Here is a 17,783-nt window from a genome sequence, read left to right as displayed (position 1 = left end):
ACAAAAAACAACTTAAAGGTTGACCAAAGTTTTGTGCGAAAAGTGACTGCTTAATTCCAGGAATCTGATCGTTATATGCAGGCCATTATTGCTTTCAAAAATGAAGCTGCCATTCAATTGTTTGGTAAGCCCCTGCATCAGGTCAAATCCCAGGGATGTATGTGCCTTTGTATCGAACTCCGGCGGCAGGCCTATACCATTGTCTGCTATCTTCAGCACTAAATGACGGGTTTCATCCTTGTATAAATGTATACGCACGATCCCTTTTCGTCCATGAGGGAATGCATACTTAATGGCATTGACGATGCTTTCATTGATGATCAGGCCCAGCGGGATGGTCTGCGATACATCCAGGTTCAGCGGCTCAACCACCTGTTCAAAAACGATCCGGTTGTTCGTATCGAAGCTCTCCCGCGCATAACTCACCAGTTCATTGATGTAATCAGGCATGGCAATGGTGGCAATATCCTCCGATTGATAAAGTTTTTGGTGTATGAGCGCCATTGCATGCACCCGGCGCATGTTGTCTTCAATAGCCGCCAGCGCTGCATCGTTGTTGATGTATTCAGACTGTGAATCCAGCAGACTCATGATGATCTGTAGATTGTTTTTGACGCGATGATGTATTTCCTTTAACAGCCACTCTTTATCGGCAAGCAGCTGTTGTAGTTGTTCATTCTGCGCCATGATCACCTGATTATTCTTTTTTCTTAAGCGGCTTTGCCGGTATAATAAAGCTGCGATAATCAGCGCCGCAAAAATACCGGCTATCGTCAGGTCCCTTACGAGGGCTGCCTTTTCTGAATTGGCTTTTTCAAGTTTTGCCTGCTGTGTCAGGGAGCTTATCTCGTTCTCCTTTTCCTTCATCTGATAAATGACCTGGAGCTCTTCTGCCTGTCTTAGTTTAGATATTTGAAAACCTGAATCACGTAACTGCATATATTTCCTGTAATGGGTTACCGCAGCGGCATTGTCGCCAAGTACAGAGTCGATCAAGATCAGCTGTTGGTATGCCTGAAGTTTGGACGCCAGGTAGCCGCCCATAATGGAGGGGGAAATGAATCGCTTATTAAGAAATTCCCTCGCTTTCCTGTATTGTTTCCGTTCTATCATTAAGTAGGCAAACTGACCATCGACTTCAGATCTTCTCATCGGTCCTCTGATAGCTGCGGCCTGGGTTTCCAGGTCATCAAGTTTATTAATATGTATTGCTGCCTGGTCTGGCAGATGGAGCCCTATATAACAGTTGGAAAATACAGTGTGATAGGCGAATTGGTCCGAAAAAGTGGTGGGGAAACCTACTTTTTTTGAGATGTCCAGTGCAAGGTCCAGCGCTTCTTTTGCCTGCCCATTCTCCTGCATAAAGAGCACCACATTATCTAACATACGGTACACAGATGTATTACGCTCGGCCACGAAACGGTTGACCGACTTTTGTGACCATTCAAAGCTCTCTTTTGTTCTGCCTTCCCATCCATACAAATGCGCCAGGTTGGTATAAAAATAACCCCAGGCGAGACTGTCACGGGTCTCCTCAGCAGTTCTGATCAGTTGATAGGCATACCGCAGCGGTTCGCCAAACTTTCCCTGAAAGAGCGTGACAGTAACAAGCGCCTGCGCATTATAATGGATATAAGGATAATGAATGGATGCTGCCAGATCAAATGCTTTCAGATGGTTTTCGTACGCGGCCTGTATTTGCCCGATAATCATCTGTAAATAACCAAGATCTGTCAATGCATTTATTTCACCCTCAAAGTTGCCAATGCTGTGATAGAGCACCGCCGCCTGCTGCGCATCATCGATCTTTCTTTTGAGCGTGGAGACCATGGGCGGTGTGAATTTACTCCGGTAGGCTAATGCCCTTGCTTCTGTATCTTTATCCCCCGCCTGCCTGCATCGTGCAATCAATGTCTGGCAAACCGAAAGGGCCTTTTCATCATTGCCCAGGGCATATACTTTTACAAGCAGGCAGAGCGCCAGCCTGGCGAGCTTATCTTCCTTCAGTGATCCGCTTTCCTGTATGGCGCTGGTCAGAAAATACTCGACACTGTCTTTGTACCTGTTATAATTATGAGGCTGAAAAGCATAATAAGCACCCAGCAAAAGTAATAATTGCACATGTTTTTTGCCCGAAGCCTGCGAAAGCTGGCGGATACCCTGTGCAGGTTCATAACGGTCGATCCACTTTGATTGTGCTGCCAGGTCCGGATCGTCGATCCCTTCGGCTAACAGGGAAAACCGGCTTATTCCCATGGAGCGGCTGGCTGCGTGCAGGCAACTGTCCAGGTCCACCTGTCCTTCCTTGGCAACTACCAGAAAAGTGGCGCCCATCAGGAGGCTTAGCCGCTGCCAGGAGGGCTTGTCCTCATGCATCGGGTGATAAGAATAGCCGGGAATGGCTGACGGTGGCGAAAGTTGCGATAGCCCCCTAAAGGGTGTCAGCAACAGGTAGAATATGAGGTAAGCAATAATTCCCCTTGACATATTATTCTTTTACGGTGAGATAAAACGGGCGATTCCAAAGGGTCTTTGCAGGAAAGCTAATAAAAAAACGGCAAAGCAATTTCTTTTTCCTGCACGACCCGCCAGGGCTGCGACTAATCAGAATAATGAGAGTATCTATTACCCAGCTTATTTGTCCCGGGGAAGGGTTCTTGCCATATTTACCTGCTAATCCGATTGCTTTTTCAATATCTATCGAAAATGAAAATGCTTAAAAGATGGAGGACGACCGTCTTATCCTTTATTGGTACATGCAGGAAGCGGACAGCGGTTCGGCCCTCAGACAACGCTATAGCTGTTGTGTTGAAGCAATACCAGGTGAAAACTTTCTGGCAGAATAAGATCGGAGAAGTATTGAGTGCGTATGTACTCAGTTCAGGAAGGGCGCCTGGTAATATAATGGCAGAAGCTTATTATGAACAGGGAGATGCTGCTATTATATGGGTCATTGAGCGATGGAGCAATGAGGCTTTTTACAAAATGAATAGCAAGAGTGCAGCAGCAAAAATGGTCAATGGGCTGGCAGAGCTTGGGCTGGCAGAACTGGTTGAGATTGTCTTCCTGGAAGACCTGGAAGGGATTTCCCGGGAAGCGCCCCGGGACGATGACCAGCCCCTGACCATCATGTTGCTGGCAGACCTGAAAGCGGGTACGGAAGACCGTTTCAGATCAATCAATCAGGAGATGATATCCGCCTTCCGGAAGGAATCAGGCTTGCTGGTCTTTACATTGAGCCGCATGGTACACCATAAGACGAGGTTCGTCATTTACAAGAAATTCCGTAACCTGAATGCATTCCAACATCATTTAAAAGATCCCGCTGTGCAACCCGTGCTGGAATTTTTGCAAACGGCTGTCAAAGAACCTCCCTTTGAGAAAGGATATCATCATCTCATTCAACTGGCGCCGTTATGACACGTAAATAGCTATTAAAAATTGCATTAAGATAAAGGCTATCAGAATTATAAGAGCAGCTATTACTCAGCCTATTTTATCGGTAAAAGACTTCGTATCAACTTTGTTCTGGTAGTGGCTGATTGGCTGTTGACACATTAAAGCACAATAATAATTACCCATCTAATCACCTTTTCAATTCTTAATCATGAAGAAGAAGATCTTATTTATGGTAACCAGCGCCGGTATTATCGGCCCTAAAAAACGTCGTACCGGAAGTTTACTGACCGAGTTGGCCCACCCTTATGAAGCATTCAAAGAGAAAGGATATGACATTGATATCTACAGTGTCAAAGGAGGGGAAGCCCCTATAGATATGGTGGAACTGGAAGATCCCATCAACCAGGCATTTCTTAAAGGTGATGGACCAACGAAGATGAAAAATACGGAAAGCGTCGAAGGACTGTCGATAGATGGTTATGATGCCGTTTTTGTTCCCGGTGGTTTGGGGCCTGTTGTTGACATGACAGATAATCCTCCCGTACAAAGGATACTGGGCGAGATGTATGAGAATGGTAAAGTGGTGAGCGCGGTATGTCATGGTCCGGTCTCTTTGGGGAATGTAAAGTTGAAAGACGGTTCTTACCTCGTCAGGGGTAAAAATGTAACGGGGTTCAGTATTGCTGAAGAAAATGGTTATGCAAAGGATGATGTATCCTTTGAACTGGAAGATCTGTTGAAAGAGCGTGGGGCCAATTATACAGCTATCGCTCCCTGGCAGCCGTATAGTATTACTGATGGCCGGCTGGTCACCGGACAAAACCCTGCCTCAGCCCAGGGGGTAGCCGAAAGAGTCATTGCTATTTTAGAATCCTGACCCTTCACTGAAGGTTCCTTTAAGCCTTTGCGCCGAATACCGGCAAAGGGCATATCATCACGTTAAATCAAAAATTATGAGCACCATCAAACTAACGGCAGGAAAAATTGCCGGGATCGGACTCCTGTTGTTGAGTCTTTCTTTCATCGCATTTACCAGCGTGTCCCGGCCATCGCCAATCTCCCAAAAGGACGATAAACCCACAATTGTATTAGTACATGGAGCCTTTGCTGATGGGTCGTCCTGGAATAAGGTAATACCCATTTTGCAAAAGAACGGATACAAGACCATCGCTGTTCAGAATCCACTGACCTCTTTGGGAGATGATGTGGCTTTTGTGGAGCGGGCTATCCGTGAAGCGCCGGGAAAAGTAGTGCTGGTGGGCCACTCCTGGGGAGGTGTTGTTATTACCCAGGCAGGTAACAACGAAAAGGTAAAATCCCTCGTCTACGTAGCTGCCTATGCGCTGGATGAAGGGCAAAGTATCGAAAGCCTCAATAAGGATGCTGCCGCCAGGAAGATACCCGATGCGCCCGGCCTGGCAGATCCTGTCATTATCGATAGTTTCATTCAACTGAAAGAAGAAACAGTGATCAATCATTTTGCGCAGGACCTGCCCCGGCAGGAAGCAAAGGTTATTGCAGCCGGTCAGGGACGCTTTCACGTGAGCACCATCTCTGCCAAAGTATCCAATCCGGCCTGGAAGAATAAGCCCAGCTTTTTTATTGTGTCGGACAATGATCACATCATTTCTCCACGGGTAGAAGCTGAGATGGCGAAGCGTATTAATGCCACAACCTTACATCTTCCAACCTGCCACGTGGCCATGCTGGCAAAGCCGGAGAAAGTAGCTGAAGTGATCCTGCAGGCTGCCCAATAACGCTATACGTCAGATGCCTGCGGCCATTCACAGTAAAAATCATTTGTGAACAAAAATATATAGCCATGGCCACCACACCTATTCATGTATTTGCCCGATGGAAAGTAAAAGAAGGATACCTGGAAACTGTCTTAAGGTTATTGAAAGAGGTACACTCGAAAACAGTGCTGGAAGAAGGAAACCTTTTTTACAAAATTCACCGGAGTAAGGCAGATGCAAATACCCTGATCTTATTTGAAGGGTATGTCAGTGAGTCTGCGCAGCAGGCACATGTGAATGCTGATCACTTTAAAAAAGGGGTAGTTGAACAAATTGTTCCCTTATTGGAAGAGCGGGAAGTGATGTTGGCTATTCCGTTGGAAGATTGATTCAGCATCCATTCAGAGACTACTAAAGGAGGAAGCCTTGAAATTCTTTGTAATAAGAATTTCAAGGCTTCCTCTTTCCGTCGGAATAACCAGATACTTATCTGGCTATCTGAAAAACGTCAAATATTTATTGTTTATCGATAATTATTTATTATTTTAGAGGTGTGATCTAAAAATCATACCATCATTATGAAAAGGATGTCAATAATATTCCTCCAGGCAGTCATCGTGTTAATCGGCATTATAGCACTTGCCATTTTGATTCGACTTCCCTTAACCGAAGGAAGAGCCGCAAACTTAGACTTGTTTAGCATTTACCTTGATCCGTTCATTTTGTATGGATATGCAGCATCCATCGCTTTTTTTGTTGCGCTATACAAGGCGTTCAGATTACTTGGATATATCGGACAAAACAAAGTATTCTCATCAGGTTCGGTTAAGACTTTAAAGAGCATAAAGTATTGTGCAATTGTGCTAGGTGTTTTAATCGTGGCTGCAGGACTATACGTAAGAATATTCCATCATAAAGACGATGACCCTGCGGGCTTTATAGCCATGTGTATCGTGACTACTTTTGTTTCTATAGTAGTTGCAACTGCTGCTGCGATATTTGAAAAAATATTGCAGAATGCCATAGATATGAAATCTGAGAATGACTTAACAATTTAAGCTATGCCTATTATCGTAAACTTAGATGTCATGATGGCAAAGCGAAAAATCTCTCTGAATGAACTTTCTGAAAGAGTTGATCTGACATTATCTAACCTCTCTATCTTAAAGACAGGGAAGGCAAAAGCAATCCGGTTCAGTACATTGGAAGCAATTTGTAAAGCATTAGACTGTCAACCCGGTGACATCCTGGAACATGTAAATGACGAAAAAGTAACGACGGACAGCTAGCAAACTGTCGGCGGGACCCCTTTCAGAAGTAACATCGGTTGCAAAATAATGTCCCCTATACCAATCTGATTGTCAATTATATAAAGCTCAGCGGGTGGGGTTTATAGGACCGGGAAAATAAGTGATTTAAAATTTTAAAAAATGAAATTTATTGTTACATTTGCATCCCGTCGTTAAAAAAGCGATGGTACCGGTTCGGGACGTAGCGCAGCCCGGTAGCGCACTTGCATGGGGTGCAAGGGGTCGCTAGTTCGAATCTAGTCGTCCCGACAGAAAACTAAAAAGGCTTTAAGTCATTGAACTTGAAGCCTTTTTAGTTTGAGTAAATTTAGCACTTTATGGCTACCAAATATTCAAGTCGTTGTAAAGAAATAGTTTATATGGTTCGAATCCAGTTGAGAAAAAATACTGAAAATATAGTAGGTGAGGTTTTTTATAACGAAGTATAAACGTGTTGGACCGTTCGATAAGTACTTGAAATGATATTGTTCATATTCTCTATTTCTTCAATTATCTAATTCAAATTTTCTCGCTGAGAAAGGTGGCTTAACCTGAAAACTTCTTTCAAGTGTAATGGATAGTTTTCAAGATCTTTAGCAATGTCACTTCTTCTGAAAATATCAAAACAGTTAAAGCCCTCCATGATCTCATAACCACAAAAGCGGTAGTTACTTGTAATGTTTAGGAAAAGGTCTGCTACGCTTTTACCTTGCATCAGTGGTTGTGCAGGATTGTCAAACGCTTCGGCGGGTGCATTCCAGGTTGCGCAAATCATAAATTTTTTCCCTTGCAAGTGTCCGCCTGTCCCATACTGTTTTGTCGGATCGTCTTTAGTTCTTCCGTCATCCGTCAGGAATGTTTTACTGAATAACCCTGTATTGAAAACCTCATCAACATATTTTTTATATATCCACGGAGCACCGAACCAGTTTACTGGCATTTGTAAAATTACGATGTCGGCTTCTAAATGCTTTTGTACTTCTTCTTTAGGATTGTAACCATCTTCAATGGTTGTCTCTAATACTTCAATTGACGTTGATCTGAAAAAATCTTTCGCAGCCTGATAGAATGCATTGTTTAATGTCCCTTCGGTCCAGTTAGGATAAGTTAAATGTGAATTGATGAGCAATACCTTTTTTGCCTTTGCCATTTCTTTTAATTTTTAAGTGCTGATTTGATAACACAAAAATAGAAAGGGCCGACATGGTAGAAGGATATAAATTACCAGAAAAAGGGAAACAAATTACTTGTTAAAAAGTCTTAAAGCCGTTGCTTACTCACGAGCTTGTCGGACACTTGAAGCCTGTATTCTTTGGGAGTTAGATTGACTTGCTTTTTGAAAAACTTAGCGAAGTAATTTGGGTATTCAAAGCCGAGCTCATAAGCAATTTCTGTATTGTTTAAATCAGTTCTTTCTTCAAGCATTTCCTTTGCTTTCTTAACTACAAACTCGTGAATGTTTTCAAGAGGTGACTTTTGGGTAAAGTATTTGATGATATCGCCCAAATAGTTTGGAGTCAAACCTAATTTATCTGCAAAATATTGAACCGTGGGAATATGCTTTTGGGGTTCATTATAATAGGTTATCAGGAGTCGCTGAAACTCGGATACTATGGGGCTGTATCGTATAGGATTCGATGAGAATTGTCTTTTGTAAAACGCTTCCACTAGCGAAACTAGAACATGCACATAAGAAAATAACACATTGAAATTGTCTTTTCTGCTATCGTAGTATTTCAGCATCAGGGCAAAGATGGTTCTGATTTCTTGTTCTTCTCTTTCTATTAAATACAATGGTTCGTGTTGGCCATAATCAAGGTAATTTTTGAACAGAAAACGGTTTTCTTCAATCAGTCTCTTAGAAAGCTGTACATACATTCCATTAAATGTAGGTTCTATGTCCCAGCCGCCTGAATGCCCAGGACTGTTAAAGAAAACAGCTGTAATGGGTTTTGGATTGCCTGGATCAAAGTCAGAACCTGTCTTGTCAAGGAAATTGCTCTTAATGGCAATTCGGTAAAAGTCAATTGACACAGGTTCTGACTTCAGACGCATTTTAGGAACGTCATAGTAACCTACATCAATGTTACTGTCCAAAGGATTCGCTACCCCCAGGTACTTATTAAATGACTCAAAGTCTTTGAACAATGTCATTCTATAAAGTTAAAACATTTTCAATTGATGTTGTTACAGTCGTTTTTTTTATACTGCTGTAGGCTCATAGGCCAGGGATGAAGATAATTCCCGATAGGCATTGGCTTGATCTATTAATTCCTTTGCCTTTCTTTCTGCTTCGGAAATGGCATCTGCACCCGCCATCCAACGTTTGGGAGGTGTTTTCTCTGCTGCAATTGTAAGCAATTCCGCTGCCAACTTAGCAGGATCACCACCTTGTTTGCCACTCATGCTTTCCCACCAAGGCTTCAGTGCAGCAATACGATCAGCGTAGTCTTCCAATTGAAGCTCTGACCATATTGTTGAAGATGGTTCCAATAAGCTGGTTCTGAAAAATCCAGGTTCTACAATGGTTGTATTGATACCAAATGGAGCAATTTCTAAGTTTAAAGATTCCATCCAACCTTCTAAACCAAACTTAGACGCGGCATAAGCTGAACAGAGTTCGTAACCAACCAATGCAGCTGTAGAAGAAATGGATATGATATGTCCGGATTTATTTTTTCGCATGACGGGTAAAACAGCCCTTGTAACATTCATTGGTCCAAATAAATTGGTAGCCATTTGACGTTCCATCTGAGCTGGGCTTAACTCCTCGAAAAAACCTGCATACCAATTGCCGGCGTTATTAACGAGCACATCGATTGTACCGAATTTTTCAATTGCTGAATTTACTCCTGTAGATATTTCCTTCGGATTAGTTACATCCATTTTAACTACCAATACACTATCGGCAGTGTTACCTATTGCCTTTGTAACCTTACTTGTATCTCTACCTGTAGCGACAACTTTATTGCCCGCAGCAAGTGCTGCTTTGGCAATTTCCAGTCCTATGCCACTACCTGCACCGGTTATCAACCATACTTTGCTTTCTTTCATTGTGTTGTAGTTTTTTATACAATACAAAGGTAAAAGCCGGAAAAACAGCTCAAGAGTACATTTTACCACTAAAAAGGAAACAAATTACTGATAAGTAAGACTTGTCCGGTTGTCCCGACCTGGTCCGAATGTATTCCGCTTTAAGCTCACCGGTAATTAATTGATCATTGCCACTTTGGCAGTAATATTAAAAGTGATTCCTTTACTAATAAATTCTCCTAATACCTTTAAATCCTGCATCAGCAAGTTCGAAATTCGTCCAGTCGTCCCGACTTTTCTGGACAAAATGAAGCTTTTCATTTTGTCCTTTTTTGTTTTATTACCACCTGACTTTCATTGTTTTAGTTGAATTTAGAATTTATTGATCCTTGTTATTCGACATCAAATATTGCTCTTTCTGGTCAGTCTTTGTTAATTATGTAGTTAGTCTTGAATAGATTCGAACTGTTATAACGTATTGATACTTATTTTTTGGGCGTTCAAGGTAGCTTGTTATAATTATTTTATGCTTAGCGGTTATATTTTTGAGCATTGCAATCACTTTCGGATACAAGAAATTAAATAGTGCGTTTGTTGCTTTAGGTGGATCTTTATTGGCATATGCGTTATTCCAAATTTAAGCAAGTTCATTGCCTAAATGTAACATATAACTATTATCAGCCTATTTGCTCAAGTCAAAAACTGCTCCCGGTACTGCGTTGGCGTTACACCCACTTCTTTTTTAAAAAGCCTCGAAAAGTACGGCGGATTTTCAAACCCTAGTTCGTAGGCGGTTTCTGCTACTGTTTTTTCTGAATTCATCAGCAGATTTTTAGCTTCTGCAATCAACGCAATGTGGATATGTTCCAAAGCTGTTTTGCCGGTTTCCTGCTTTAAAAGATCACTTAAATAGCGCGTCGACATTGCAAGTTCGTCAGCAAGATATTTTACCGTTGGCAAACCATTTTTCTGCAGTTTTCCGCTTTCGAAATACTCTTGCAGTTGTTTCGTGAATTTTGAAACTGTAGTGCCTGAAATTACTGTACGGTTGAGAAACTGACGTTTGTAATAACGCTGAGAATACCTCAAAATCGCATCGATATGTGCCAGGATAATTTCACGGCTGTATTCGTCCTGATTGTTATAATATTCTTTCCTGATTTTGTTGAAAATATCCCAAAAATTTTCCTCCTCTGTAGGCGAAAGATGCAAGGCCTCATTAGTTTCATAATCAAAAAATCCATACTTTTTGATAGTGCTGTGCAGACTGTGACTGGTTAAAAAATCTTCGTGTACATAAATCATAAAACCCTTTTCCGTCAATTCAATATCATTCATCAGAATAATCTGATTGGGTTTTAGAAAGAACATCGAGCCACTTTCGCTATCGTACTTCGTCTTACCATACATCACCGTTCCGGATTTTACTTTCTTCAAAGCTATTTTGTAAAAGCCGAGCGTGAACTCTTTCTCTACAAACTCACAACCTCTGATATCATCAAAAGTGACCAGGCCCAGCATCGGGTTTTCCGGTGGCGGAAATCCGTTTGCCGTGTAAAGTTCGGTGATGGTTTTATAGTGTTTCATTATTTTTTATACTTGTTTAATAGTATAAAAATGCTGCAAACTACAGCATTTTTATACTAAAATTTAAAACAACTCTAAAGCAGTCGATTTTGGCGGAGCTGTCCATTTGCCGTTTAAAAAAGCAAAAAAGTCTATCACATAAGGCTGTTCCAAGTGCCATTGATACAATTCCTGGGATTGGTATACTGCAAAAATGACGAGGGTATTTGGTTCGTCTCTTTTACGGGAAAGCACAAATGTTTCGGTACCTTGCTCCAGCAGAATAAGGTCTTTAGTCTTGATTGCCGATAGCAAAACTTCCGGTATATATTCCGGCTTTATCAGCAATTCTGTAAGCGTAACTATTTTTTTGTTTTCCATAATAATTAATGTTTTGTTTCAGCAGGTGTGTCGATGTTCCAGATGTCGCGGTGCATTTTCCATTGTACGTTTTCCTGTTTCCAGATGAGGACAAATTTCCCTTTAAATACGCAGATATTATCCTCCATAAACAGCTCTACTTTTCCTGTTTCGGTTACAATTTCCGGTCCGCCCATCACCTCGTGGCAAGTTAATTTAATGTTTCTGATGCCCAGTTGAAAAGCTCCTTTAAAGAAGGCATTTATTGCATCTGTACCGCACATTTTAGGGTAATGGGTCGGGAAAATACAAGCATCGCGGGTGTAATGTTTTGCAAATTCAGTGGCATCGCCTTTGGCGAAGTTTTCGTCGTAAGCCAGATGGTTTTGCTCAATGATTTCCTGAACCTGACTGATATCGAAGTGGTCCATTGTTTAAATACTAATGGTTGACGTTTTAATGTGAGGTATTACTTATTTCAAGGCTTTGAGCATTGAACTTTCCAGCATTTTCGGGGCAAAATTTTGAAGAAAAACAATCATTCCACTCATTTTTCCCACAGGATTTCTCAATTGAGGATCTTTTTTACCAATTAATTTTGAAATGGAATTTACAACTGCTTCCGGACTGTCGGCTTCGTCCAAGCCTTTTTGTGTAGCAGCATCTGCTTTGGTTCTTAAGTTATTGTAATCGGCTATGGCATTACCTTTAGAAGCCACAGCGTGCTTGCCCAAATTGGTTTTAAACCAAACCGGTTCTATTACACTTACCTTGATGTTAAAGGAATTCAGCTCATATCTCAATGCCTTGAAATAGCCTTCTACAGCATGTTTTGAAGCCGAATAAAAGGATAGATTTGGAGGTCCAATCAAGCCAACAATAGAACTGACAGTAATAATCTGCCCGGATTTTTGTTTTCTGAAAATCGGCAAGATGGCATTGGTTACTTTCACTGTTCCCCAAAAATTGGTTTCAAACTGTTGTCTCGCCACGTCCATTGGCGTTTCTTCTGCTAATCCCGTCAACATAAAACCGGCGTTGTTTACCAGTACATCCAACTGCTTCACTTCTTTAGCTATCTGCTCGCCAAATGCCTTGATGGATGTATCATCATCAATATCCAATTTCACCAATCGAAAAGGGAATTTACCGACATATTTTTCCGGTTCACGACTGGTTCCTATTACTGTAAAACCTTTGCGATGCAGGTGGTTGGCCAACATCAATCCAAATCCTGAAGAGGTGCCTGTGATTAAAACTGTTTTGCTCATTATCTTATTTTTTTTAATTAATGATACAAAGTTAGTTGGCGCACAATGCTTGGATGTTATACAAAAGTGGATTTATATGATACGAAATGACGGAAGGTTTAATTGAAGATTTATTATTTGGGCGCGCCCACGGCGAAAGAAGCTTCATTATCAAAAACACGTTTCCTCCGCCGGGGTCGGGCTATCCGCTGCAGGTCCTCGCTTGTTCCTCGCTGTGGACTTTCCGCTGCTATCTCTCAAGCAAAACAAAACAGTTTGCCAAACCTTTCATAAAACAAACTGGAAAAGAGCTTATCATTTTTCAACTTACACCCGGTTTTTCAACTTCTTAGAAAACGTTTTGATATAAGCCTCCTTGTCTTTCTTTACCTCCTTGATGAGTGCCTTCCGTTCAGGAGAAATATTGCAATACTTATCCGCCCACAAATTGATTTCAATCATCAGTGGCAAGAGGTCGATACCTTTTTCGGTTAATTTATACAAAACTTTCGCTTTACTTTCAGGGTGAGGTTCTTTGCTGATAATACCGCTTTCTTCCAACGTTTGAAGCCGTGATGCCAAAATATTACTGGCTATTTTTTCATCCGATCTTTGAAAATCACCATAAGTACACTGTCCGGCAAACATTAAATCTCTTACGATCAGCAACGACCATTTGTCTCCCCAAATATCCAACGACTGGCTCACCGGACAGTCGGACCGCTTCTTATTTTCTTTCATATCAAAAAAAAAATTTAAAAAACCACTTTCAATTTGAAAGTAATTTAATAACTTTGCACTTGCGATTTGAAAGCGAATTTAAGCCATTTTCAAGAGATATACAAATGCAAACAACAGGAAATACAGTATTCATCACCGGCGGAAGTGCCGGAATTGGCTTAGCTATCGCTAAGAAATTAATTGCCGAGGGCAATACAATCATCATCAACGGTCGAAACGAAGCGCGCTTACAAAATGCTTTAAAAGAATTGCCGGGAGCAATTGGTATTCAGGGTGATTTTGCATTGGAGGAAGATAGAATCCGGATTGCAGAAGACTTAAAAAACAACCATCCCGATTTGAACATCATCATCAACAATGCCGGTGCAGCCTTTGGTTATTTGCTAAGCGAAACGACCAACGCCCACGAAAAGGCAAAAATTGAAATGAATGTAAATTATATTGCCATCATCCACTTTACAGAATTGATGATACCACATTTGCTACAAAAAAAAGCTGCAGCGGTAGTGAATATTTCTTCGCTAGCGGTCTATGGTAGTCATAAATTCCTGCCAACTTACTGTGCCACCAAAGCAGCTTTGCATAGTTACACCGTGGCTTTGCGTTACACTTATGAAGAGCAGAAAAACATTCAGATTTACGAAGTTTATCCACCCACTGTGAACACCGAATTTTCGGCTGAAGTCGGCGGTGCCAACGGTATCCCGGCTTCAGAAGTGGCAGATGAACTGTTTTGGGGGTTGGAGAAAGACCAGTTTGACATTCCGGTGGGAGAAGTGAAGAAATATGCTGCGGCAATTGGTGAAGCAATGGCGAAGCTGGCGCAATAAAAAATTTGAGTAAGAAAATTCAGCAAGGGACTTTCTTATCTATTTTTTATATGACAATTATTTAATCGATCAAAATGAATATTCAAAATAAAACCATCCTCATCACCGGCGGTGCATCTGGTATCGGTCTGGAAGCGGCCAAACAGTTTTCGGAAGCCGGAGCCAAAGTCATCATCACCGGAAGAAATAAAGCTAAATTGGACGAAGTGTCAAAACATTATCCGGCAATTACAGCTATCCAAAGTGATGCGGCGAACGAGACAGATGCAGAGGCACTTTTCAAAAAAATAACAGAATTGGGTGGCATCGATATTTTGTACCACAATGCTGGCGTGGGAGTTCCTCCAATTAATTTAGGCATTCCGAACAAAAAACATCTGGAAGGTGCGGCGTATGAAATGGAGGTGAATTATTTGGGTGTCATCAGGCTGAATAATCTGTTTATGGATATGCTGAAAAATAGACCGGAAGCGGCGATTATTCATACGACATCGATTCTGAGCATCATTCCGTCAGCAATTGAAGCGACTTACTCTTCATCAAAGGTAGCCTTGGCATTTTACACTGTTTCACTGCGCAAACATCTGCAAATCCTCAAGAGTAAAGTGAAAGTTTTCGAACTGTTGCCCCCTTTAGTTGATACCGATATGGTGGCGGATAGAGATGACAAAAAAATCAGTCCGCAGGAATTGGTGAAAGGTTTGATTAAAGGGGTAAAAAAAGGTGCCCCAATCATCCGTATTGGCGACAGCAATGCGGTTTACCACATCAACAGATTATTTCCAAGGCTAGCCTACAGATTGGTGAATAAAAAGAAGGTAGAAAAATTATTGCTTTCCTAATGAGATGACATCATCTTGAGAGAAGCTTTTTTGCATAGACTAGTCTATCCAAAAACAACCTTATCATTCAATAAAAAATTAAACATAATGAAAGCATACACCATCGAACGCTACAGCAAAACAGCACCTTTGAAGCTGAGCGAACTGCCTAAACCTACCGTAAAAGCCAACGAAATTTTAATAGAAATTCACGCAGCTGGTATCAATCAACTCGACGCCAAAATTAAAAGTGGCGAGTTTAAAATGATGCTGAAATACAGGATGCCGCTGATTTTAGGTCACGATGTGGCAGGCGTCGTGGTTGAGATTGGCACTAACGTAACGCGTTTTAAAGTTGGCGATGAAGTGTACAGCCGACCTGCCGATTACCACATTGGCGGTTTTGCCGAATTTATTTCGGTTGATGAAAAAGATGTAGCTCTCAAGCCGAAAAATATTTCGATGGATGAAGCGGCTTCTCTGCCCTTGGTATCACTAACAGTTTGGCAGGCTTTTATGGAAAAAGGACATTTGAGAAAAGGGCAGAAAGTATTTATTCAGGCAGGTTCCGGCGGCGTAGGAAGTATTGCCATTCAGTTAGCGAAACATCTGGGTGCTACCGTTGCAACCACGGCCAGCAAAGGCAATTTTGATTTGGTGAAGAATCTTGGAGCCGATGTGGTGATCGATTATAAAACTCAGGATTTTGAGAATATATTACAAGATTACGATCTTGTTCTCAACAGTCAGGATGTGAAAAGTTTGGAAAAATCTCTTCGTATTCTAAAATCGGGTGGTAAAGTGGTTTCCATTTCAGGCCCGCCAGACCCTGCTTTTGCTGAGGAAATGGGCCTGCCTTGGCTGTTGAGATTGATCTTAGGTTTCATTAGCAAAAAAGCACGCAGACAGGCAGAAAAATTAGGAGTGCGCTATTCTTTTTTATTTATGAAAGCCAATGGCAGAGAATTGGCAGAAATTACAAAATTGGTAGAGGCTAATGTTTTGAAACCGGTAGTGGATAAGGTTTACCACTTTGGAGAAATGAATGAGGCACTGGATTACGTGAACAGTGGCAGAGCCAGAGGGAAAGTGGTGGTGCAGGTTAGATAAACATCTTTCAGAAATACTTACAATAAATAATTCAGCAGTGACTACATTCAACACAATCCTGTAATGCCAAATGGAACCGCAGGACTAAAACAGGTAATACCCACTTTACCTCCCGATTTTAAATATGAGCCGACAACCCTTGCAGAGAACGGCCAGATAGTAACGGTGCACGGAAGATTTTCCAATTGGTTTGGGAAAAGCTATATTTGCTGTGGATATTTTCAGCGTAAAAGACGGGAAACTTGCGGAACATTGGGACGTACTACAGGAAGAAGTACCAGCGGACAAAACCGCGAGTGGGAATGCTATGAAAACTGATGGGCTGTTTCGGATCAAGCTGTACGCGCTGATCTTTGGATCAGCATTTCTTCTCTCAGCAAATCCTTTTAATTCTTTAAGTTCAGGCCAAATAAAAGGCTCAGCGGTTTAGAAGCTACTTGATGTAATCTTTGATCTGTCGAATGGGATTTGAGCGTTTCAGGAATGAGGTGCATCTTCCTCATTTTCAGTAAGGTTTTTGGAGGTGATTTTAAATGGAATCTATCCTGATCGAACTTTGAGGATTGACTGTCGATTCTTACGCATTTAAGCCCTATAAATTCTTTGATCTTATAATATTCATTCGAACCCTTGGAGACGCTTAAAGCCGCTTAAAATAGGCTTATATGACATTTTCGGAACGAATCTCCTAAGCATAATATGCTAAGGATAGTGAGAATGACGCTGAAACTTCCGAAAACTTTTTTTGACATCCCCAAATAGAGCCTTATTTGAATTTATGGGTACCCGATTAATTTTCATGGTTAGTAATGAGGCGGCCTTTTGTGTTTCCTTATTATATCTGATTTCAGAAATAGTTTATTTTTGAGTATTACCAAACCCGAACGAGCTGCTGATTTCCCAATATCCCTTGTTTACAGGAGAACAAATGTCCACGATTTTTTTTATATTGGCTATTAATTTTCTTAACCCTTTAACCCATTTCTCATGAAAAAGAAAGCAGTACAGAAATTACACCTGGGCAAGATCAAGATTGCCAGCTTAAACAAAAACGTTAAGGGAACGGTGGGCAGGAGAATAAGCGCGGACCCGGATAACCCTTGTGATCCTATTCACACGATGCTGGGTAGCTGTCGTGTGTGCTGAAAATGTTGCTTGGGGCACTTGCGGGGTGTTTTCAGTATTTACTAGTCGTCCCAACAGCTTTAAAAGCTCTGAAATTCTTTAGTGATAAAGGATTTCAAGGCTTTTCTCTTTTGTGCCTGCTTTGGGCCTTCACTTCATGAATGACACCCAAAATGGCCCTCATTGGTTTCACACTTGTTTTATCATGAATAATCAACTTGCTGATTGATATTTTTGGTAATTATCTTGAATTCTTAGCAGGTGCCGGCATTTACATAGTATACGCAATCAACCGGATTTTTATTATCGCTATTGTGGCAGCGTTGTTTACATTCATGCTTAAATACCTGCCGGACGGAAACGTGAAATGGAAGGATGCAATAAAAGTAGCTATATTTACATCCATCTTTTTATTCTTGGCAAAGCTGCTATAGGTTATTTTCCTGGTCATTTTAATGTGACTTCTATCTATGGTGCTGCAGGATGTCTGGTTGTTCTTTTGCTGTGGATTTATTATTCGAGC

19 protein-coding genes and 1 tRNA gene are annotated in these 17,783 nt (G+C 41.4%); 11 read left to right on the top strand and 9 right to left on the bottom strand.

Annotated elements, in window-relative coordinates; all coding sequences use genetic code 11:
- Positions 1-12: 12 nt before the first annotated feature.
- Positions 13-2,487: a sensor histidine kinase gene (locus CLV42_RS29100; protein WP_106605463.1), complete on the bottom strand. Its 2,475-nt coding sequence runs from the start codon at positions 2,485-2,487 to the stop codon at positions 13-15.
- A gap of 219 nt (positions 2,488-2,706) precedes the next feature.
- Between CLV42_RS29100 and CLV42_RS29095 the strand changes: the two genes are divergently transcribed.
- From CLV42_RS29095 to CLV42_RS29065, 7 genes are all read left to right on the top strand, one after another.
- The gene (locus tag CLV42_RS29095) at positions 2,707-3,420 is read left to right on the top strand and encodes an antibiotic biosynthesis monooxygenase (RefSeq protein WP_106605462.1); all 714 of its coding nucleotides are present in this window, start codon (positions 2,707-2,709) and stop codon (positions 3,418-3,420) included.
- Between the two features lie 187 nt (positions 3,421-3,607).
- Positions 3,608-4,276 (top strand): type 1 glutamine amidotransferase domain-containing protein, encoded by a 669-nt coding sequence (locus CLV42_RS29090; protein ID WP_106605461.1) that lies wholly within the window; start codon positions 3,608-3,610, stop codon positions 4,274-4,276.
- A 76-nt stretch (positions 4,277-4,352) separates the two neighbouring features.
- Positions 4,353-5,156, top strand: a complete 804-nt coding sequence (locus tag CLV42_RS29085) for an alpha/beta fold hydrolase (protein ID WP_106605460.1) — start codon at positions 4,353-4,355, stop codon at positions 5,154-5,156.
- Positions 5,157-5,221: 65 nt separating this feature from the next.
- On the top strand, positions 5,222-5,524 hold the full coding sequence (locus CLV42_RS29080; RefSeq protein WP_106605459.1) for a putative quinol monooxygenase: 303 nt from the start codon (positions 5,222-5,224) through the stop codon (positions 5,522-5,524).
- Positions 5,525-5,713: 189 nt separating this feature from the next.
- Positions 5,714-6,193: a DUF2975 domain-containing protein gene (locus tag CLV42_RS29075; protein ID WP_106605458.1), complete on the top strand. Its 480-nt coding sequence runs from the start codon at positions 5,714-5,716 to the stop codon at positions 6,191-6,193.
- Positions 6,194-6,223: 30 nt separating this feature from the next.
- On the top strand, positions 6,224-6,424 hold the full coding sequence (locus CLV42_RS29070) for a helix-turn-helix domain-containing protein (RefSeq protein ID WP_262510014.1): 201 nt from the start codon (positions 6,224-6,226) through the stop codon (positions 6,422-6,424).
- 196 nt (positions 6,425-6,620) lie between these two features.
- A tRNA-Pro gene (locus CLV42_RS29065) sits at positions 6,621-6,694 on the top strand.
- Between the two features lie 244 nt (positions 6,695-6,938).
- On the opposite strand, the gene CLV42_RS29060 is transcribed toward CLV42_RS29065, so the two are convergent.
- The 8 genes from CLV42_RS29060 to CLV42_RS29025 form a co-directional block, all read right to left on the bottom strand.
- A complete protein-coding gene (locus tag CLV42_RS29060; protein WP_106605456.1) occupies positions 6,939-7,574 on the bottom strand; it encodes an NAD(P)H-dependent oxidoreductase in 636 nt (211 codons plus the stop codon).
- A 110-nt stretch (positions 7,575-7,684) separates the two neighbouring features.
- A complete protein-coding gene (locus tag CLV42_RS29055; protein WP_106605455.1) occupies positions 7,685-8,578 on the bottom strand; it encodes a helix-turn-helix domain-containing protein in 894 nt (297 codons plus the stop codon).
- Positions 8,579-8,626: 48 nt separating this feature from the next.
- The gene (locus tag CLV42_RS29050; protein WP_106605454.1) at positions 8,627-9,478 is read right to left on the bottom strand and encodes an SDR family oxidoreductase; all 852 of its coding nucleotides are present in this window, start codon (positions 9,476-9,478) and stop codon (positions 8,627-8,629) included.
- Between the two features lie 669 nt (positions 9,479-10,147).
- Positions 10,148-11,044, bottom strand: coding sequence for a helix-turn-helix domain-containing protein (locus tag CLV42_RS29045; RefSeq protein WP_106605453.1), 897 nt, complete (start codon positions 11,042-11,044; stop codon positions 10,148-10,150).
- A 63-nt stretch (positions 11,045-11,107) separates the two neighbouring features.
- A complete protein-coding gene (locus tag CLV42_RS29040; protein ID WP_106605452.1) occupies positions 11,108-11,404 on the bottom strand; it encodes a putative quinol monooxygenase in 297 nt (98 codons plus the stop codon).
- A gap of 5 nt (positions 11,405-11,409) precedes the next feature.
- The gene (locus tag CLV42_RS29035) at positions 11,410-11,814 is read right to left on the bottom strand and encodes a YybH family protein (protein WP_106605451.1); all 405 of its coding nucleotides are present in this window, start codon (positions 11,812-11,814) and stop codon (positions 11,410-11,412) included.
- A gap of 42 nt (positions 11,815-11,856) precedes the next feature.
- Positions 11,857-12,654, bottom strand: coding sequence for an SDR family oxidoreductase (locus CLV42_RS29030; RefSeq protein ID WP_106605450.1), 798 nt, complete (start codon positions 12,652-12,654; stop codon positions 11,857-11,859).
- Positions 12,655-12,960: 306 nt separating this feature from the next.
- Positions 12,961-13,374 (bottom strand): winged helix-turn-helix transcriptional regulator, encoded by a 414-nt coding sequence (locus CLV42_RS29025; protein ID WP_106605449.1) that lies wholly within the window; start codon positions 13,372-13,374, stop codon positions 12,961-12,963.
- Positions 13,375-13,478: 104 nt separating this feature from the next.
- Here CLV42_RS29025 and CLV42_RS29020 point away from each other — a divergent pair, with 104 nt between their 5' ends.
- The 4 genes from CLV42_RS29020 to CLV42_RS34045 all read left to right on the top strand — a co-directional run bounded on the left by CLV42_RS29020 (position 13,479) and on the right by CLV42_RS34045 (position 17,281).
- On the top strand, positions 13,479-14,204 hold the full coding sequence (locus tag CLV42_RS29020; RefSeq protein ID WP_106605448.1) for an SDR family oxidoreductase: 726 nt from the start codon (positions 13,479-13,481) through the stop codon (positions 14,202-14,204).
- Between the two features lie 74 nt (positions 14,205-14,278).
- On the top strand, positions 14,279-15,046 hold the full coding sequence (locus tag CLV42_RS29015; protein WP_106605447.1) for an SDR family oxidoreductase: 768 nt from the start codon (positions 14,279-14,281) through the stop codon (positions 15,044-15,046).
- An 87-nt stretch (positions 15,047-15,133) separates the two neighbouring features.
- Complete coding sequence (locus tag CLV42_RS29010) at positions 15,134-16,135, top strand: NADP-dependent oxidoreductase (protein ID WP_106605446.1); 1,002 nt, start codon at positions 15,134-15,136, stop codon at positions 16,133-16,135.
- Between the two features lie 987 nt (positions 16,136-17,122).
- On the top strand, positions 17,123-17,281 hold the full coding sequence (locus CLV42_RS34045) for a hypothetical protein (RefSeq protein ID WP_170117695.1): 159 nt from the start codon (positions 17,123-17,125) through the stop codon (positions 17,279-17,281).
- The last annotated feature ends 502 nt before the right edge of the window (positions 17,282-17,783 follow it).

This window comes from Chitinophaga ginsengisoli (assembly GCF_003014595.1).
In the GTDB taxonomy this organism is placed as follows: domain Bacteria; phylum Bacteroidota; class Bacteroidia; order Chitinophagales; family Chitinophagaceae; genus Chitinophaga; species Chitinophaga ginsengisoli.
Note: the sequence above shows the minus strand (reverse complement) of the source record. Positions and strands in the feature narration are given on the sequence as shown.

Coding starts and splice junctions, on each gene's coding strand:
- CLV42_RS34045 (WP_170117695.1), top strand. CDS start 17,123: ATGAAAAAGAAAGCAGTACAGAAATTACACCTGGGCAAGATCAAGATT.
- CLV42_RS29040 (WP_106605452.1), bottom strand. CDS start 11,404: ATGGAAAACAAAAAAATAGTTACGCTTACAGAATTGCTGATAAAGCCG.
- CLV42_RS29035 (WP_106605451.1), bottom strand. CDS start 11,814: ATGGACCACTTCGATATCAGTCAGGTTCAGGAAATCATTGAGCAAAAC.
- CLV42_RS29025 (WP_106605449.1), bottom strand. CDS start 13,374: ATGAAAGAAAATAAGAAGCGGTCCGACTGTCCGGTGAGCCAGTCGTTG.
- CLV42_RS29010 (WP_106605446.1), top strand. CDS start 15,134: ATGAAAGCATACACCATCGAACGCTACAGCAAAACAGCACCTTTGAAG.
- CLV42_RS29095 (WP_106605462.1), top strand. CDS start 2,707: ATGAAAATGCTTAAAAGATGGAGGACGACCGTCTTATCCTTTATTGGT.
- CLV42_RS29015 (WP_106605447.1), top strand. CDS start 14,279: ATGAATATTCAAAATAAAACCATCCTCATCACCGGCGGTGCATCTGGT.
- CLV42_RS29050 (WP_106605454.1), bottom strand. CDS start 9,478: ATGAAAGAAAGCAAAGTATGGTTGATAACCGGTGCAGGTAGTGGCATA.
- CLV42_RS29060 (WP_106605456.1), bottom strand. CDS start 7,574: ATGGCAAAGGCAAAAAAGGTATTGCTCATCAATTCACATTTAACTTAT.
- CLV42_RS29080 (WP_106605459.1), top strand. CDS start 5,222: ATGGCCACCACACCTATTCATGTATTTGCCCGATGGAAAGTAAAAGAA.
- CLV42_RS29030 (WP_106605450.1), bottom strand. CDS start 12,654: ATGAGCAAAACAGTTTTAATCACAGGCACCTCTTCAGGATTTGGATTG.
- CLV42_RS29020 (WP_106605448.1), top strand. CDS start 13,479: ATGCAAACAACAGGAAATACAGTATTCATCACCGGCGGAAGTGCCGGA.
- CLV42_RS29100 (WP_106605463.1), bottom strand. CDS start 2,487: ATGTCAAGGGGAATTATTGCTTACCTCATATTCTACCTGTTGCTGACA.
- CLV42_RS29075 (WP_106605458.1), top strand. CDS start 5,714: ATGAAAAGGATGTCAATAATATTCCTCCAGGCAGTCATCGTGTTAATC.
- CLV42_RS29085 (WP_106605460.1), top strand. CDS start 4,353: ATGAGCACCATCAAACTAACGGCAGGAAAAATTGCCGGGATCGGACTC.
- CLV42_RS29045 (WP_106605453.1), bottom strand. CDS start 11,044: ATGAAACACTATAAAACCATCACCGAACTTTACACGGCAAACGGATTT.
- CLV42_RS29090 (WP_106605461.1), top strand. CDS start 3,608: ATGAAGAAGAAGATCTTATTTATGGTAACCAGCGCCGGTATTATCGGC.
- CLV42_RS29070 (WP_262510014.1), top strand. CDS start 6,224: ATGATGGCAAAGCGAAAAATCTCTCTGAATGAACTTTCTGAAAGAGTT.
- CLV42_RS29055 (WP_106605455.1), bottom strand. CDS start 8,578: ATGACATTGTTCAAAGACTTTGAGTCATTTAATAAGTACCTGGGGGTA.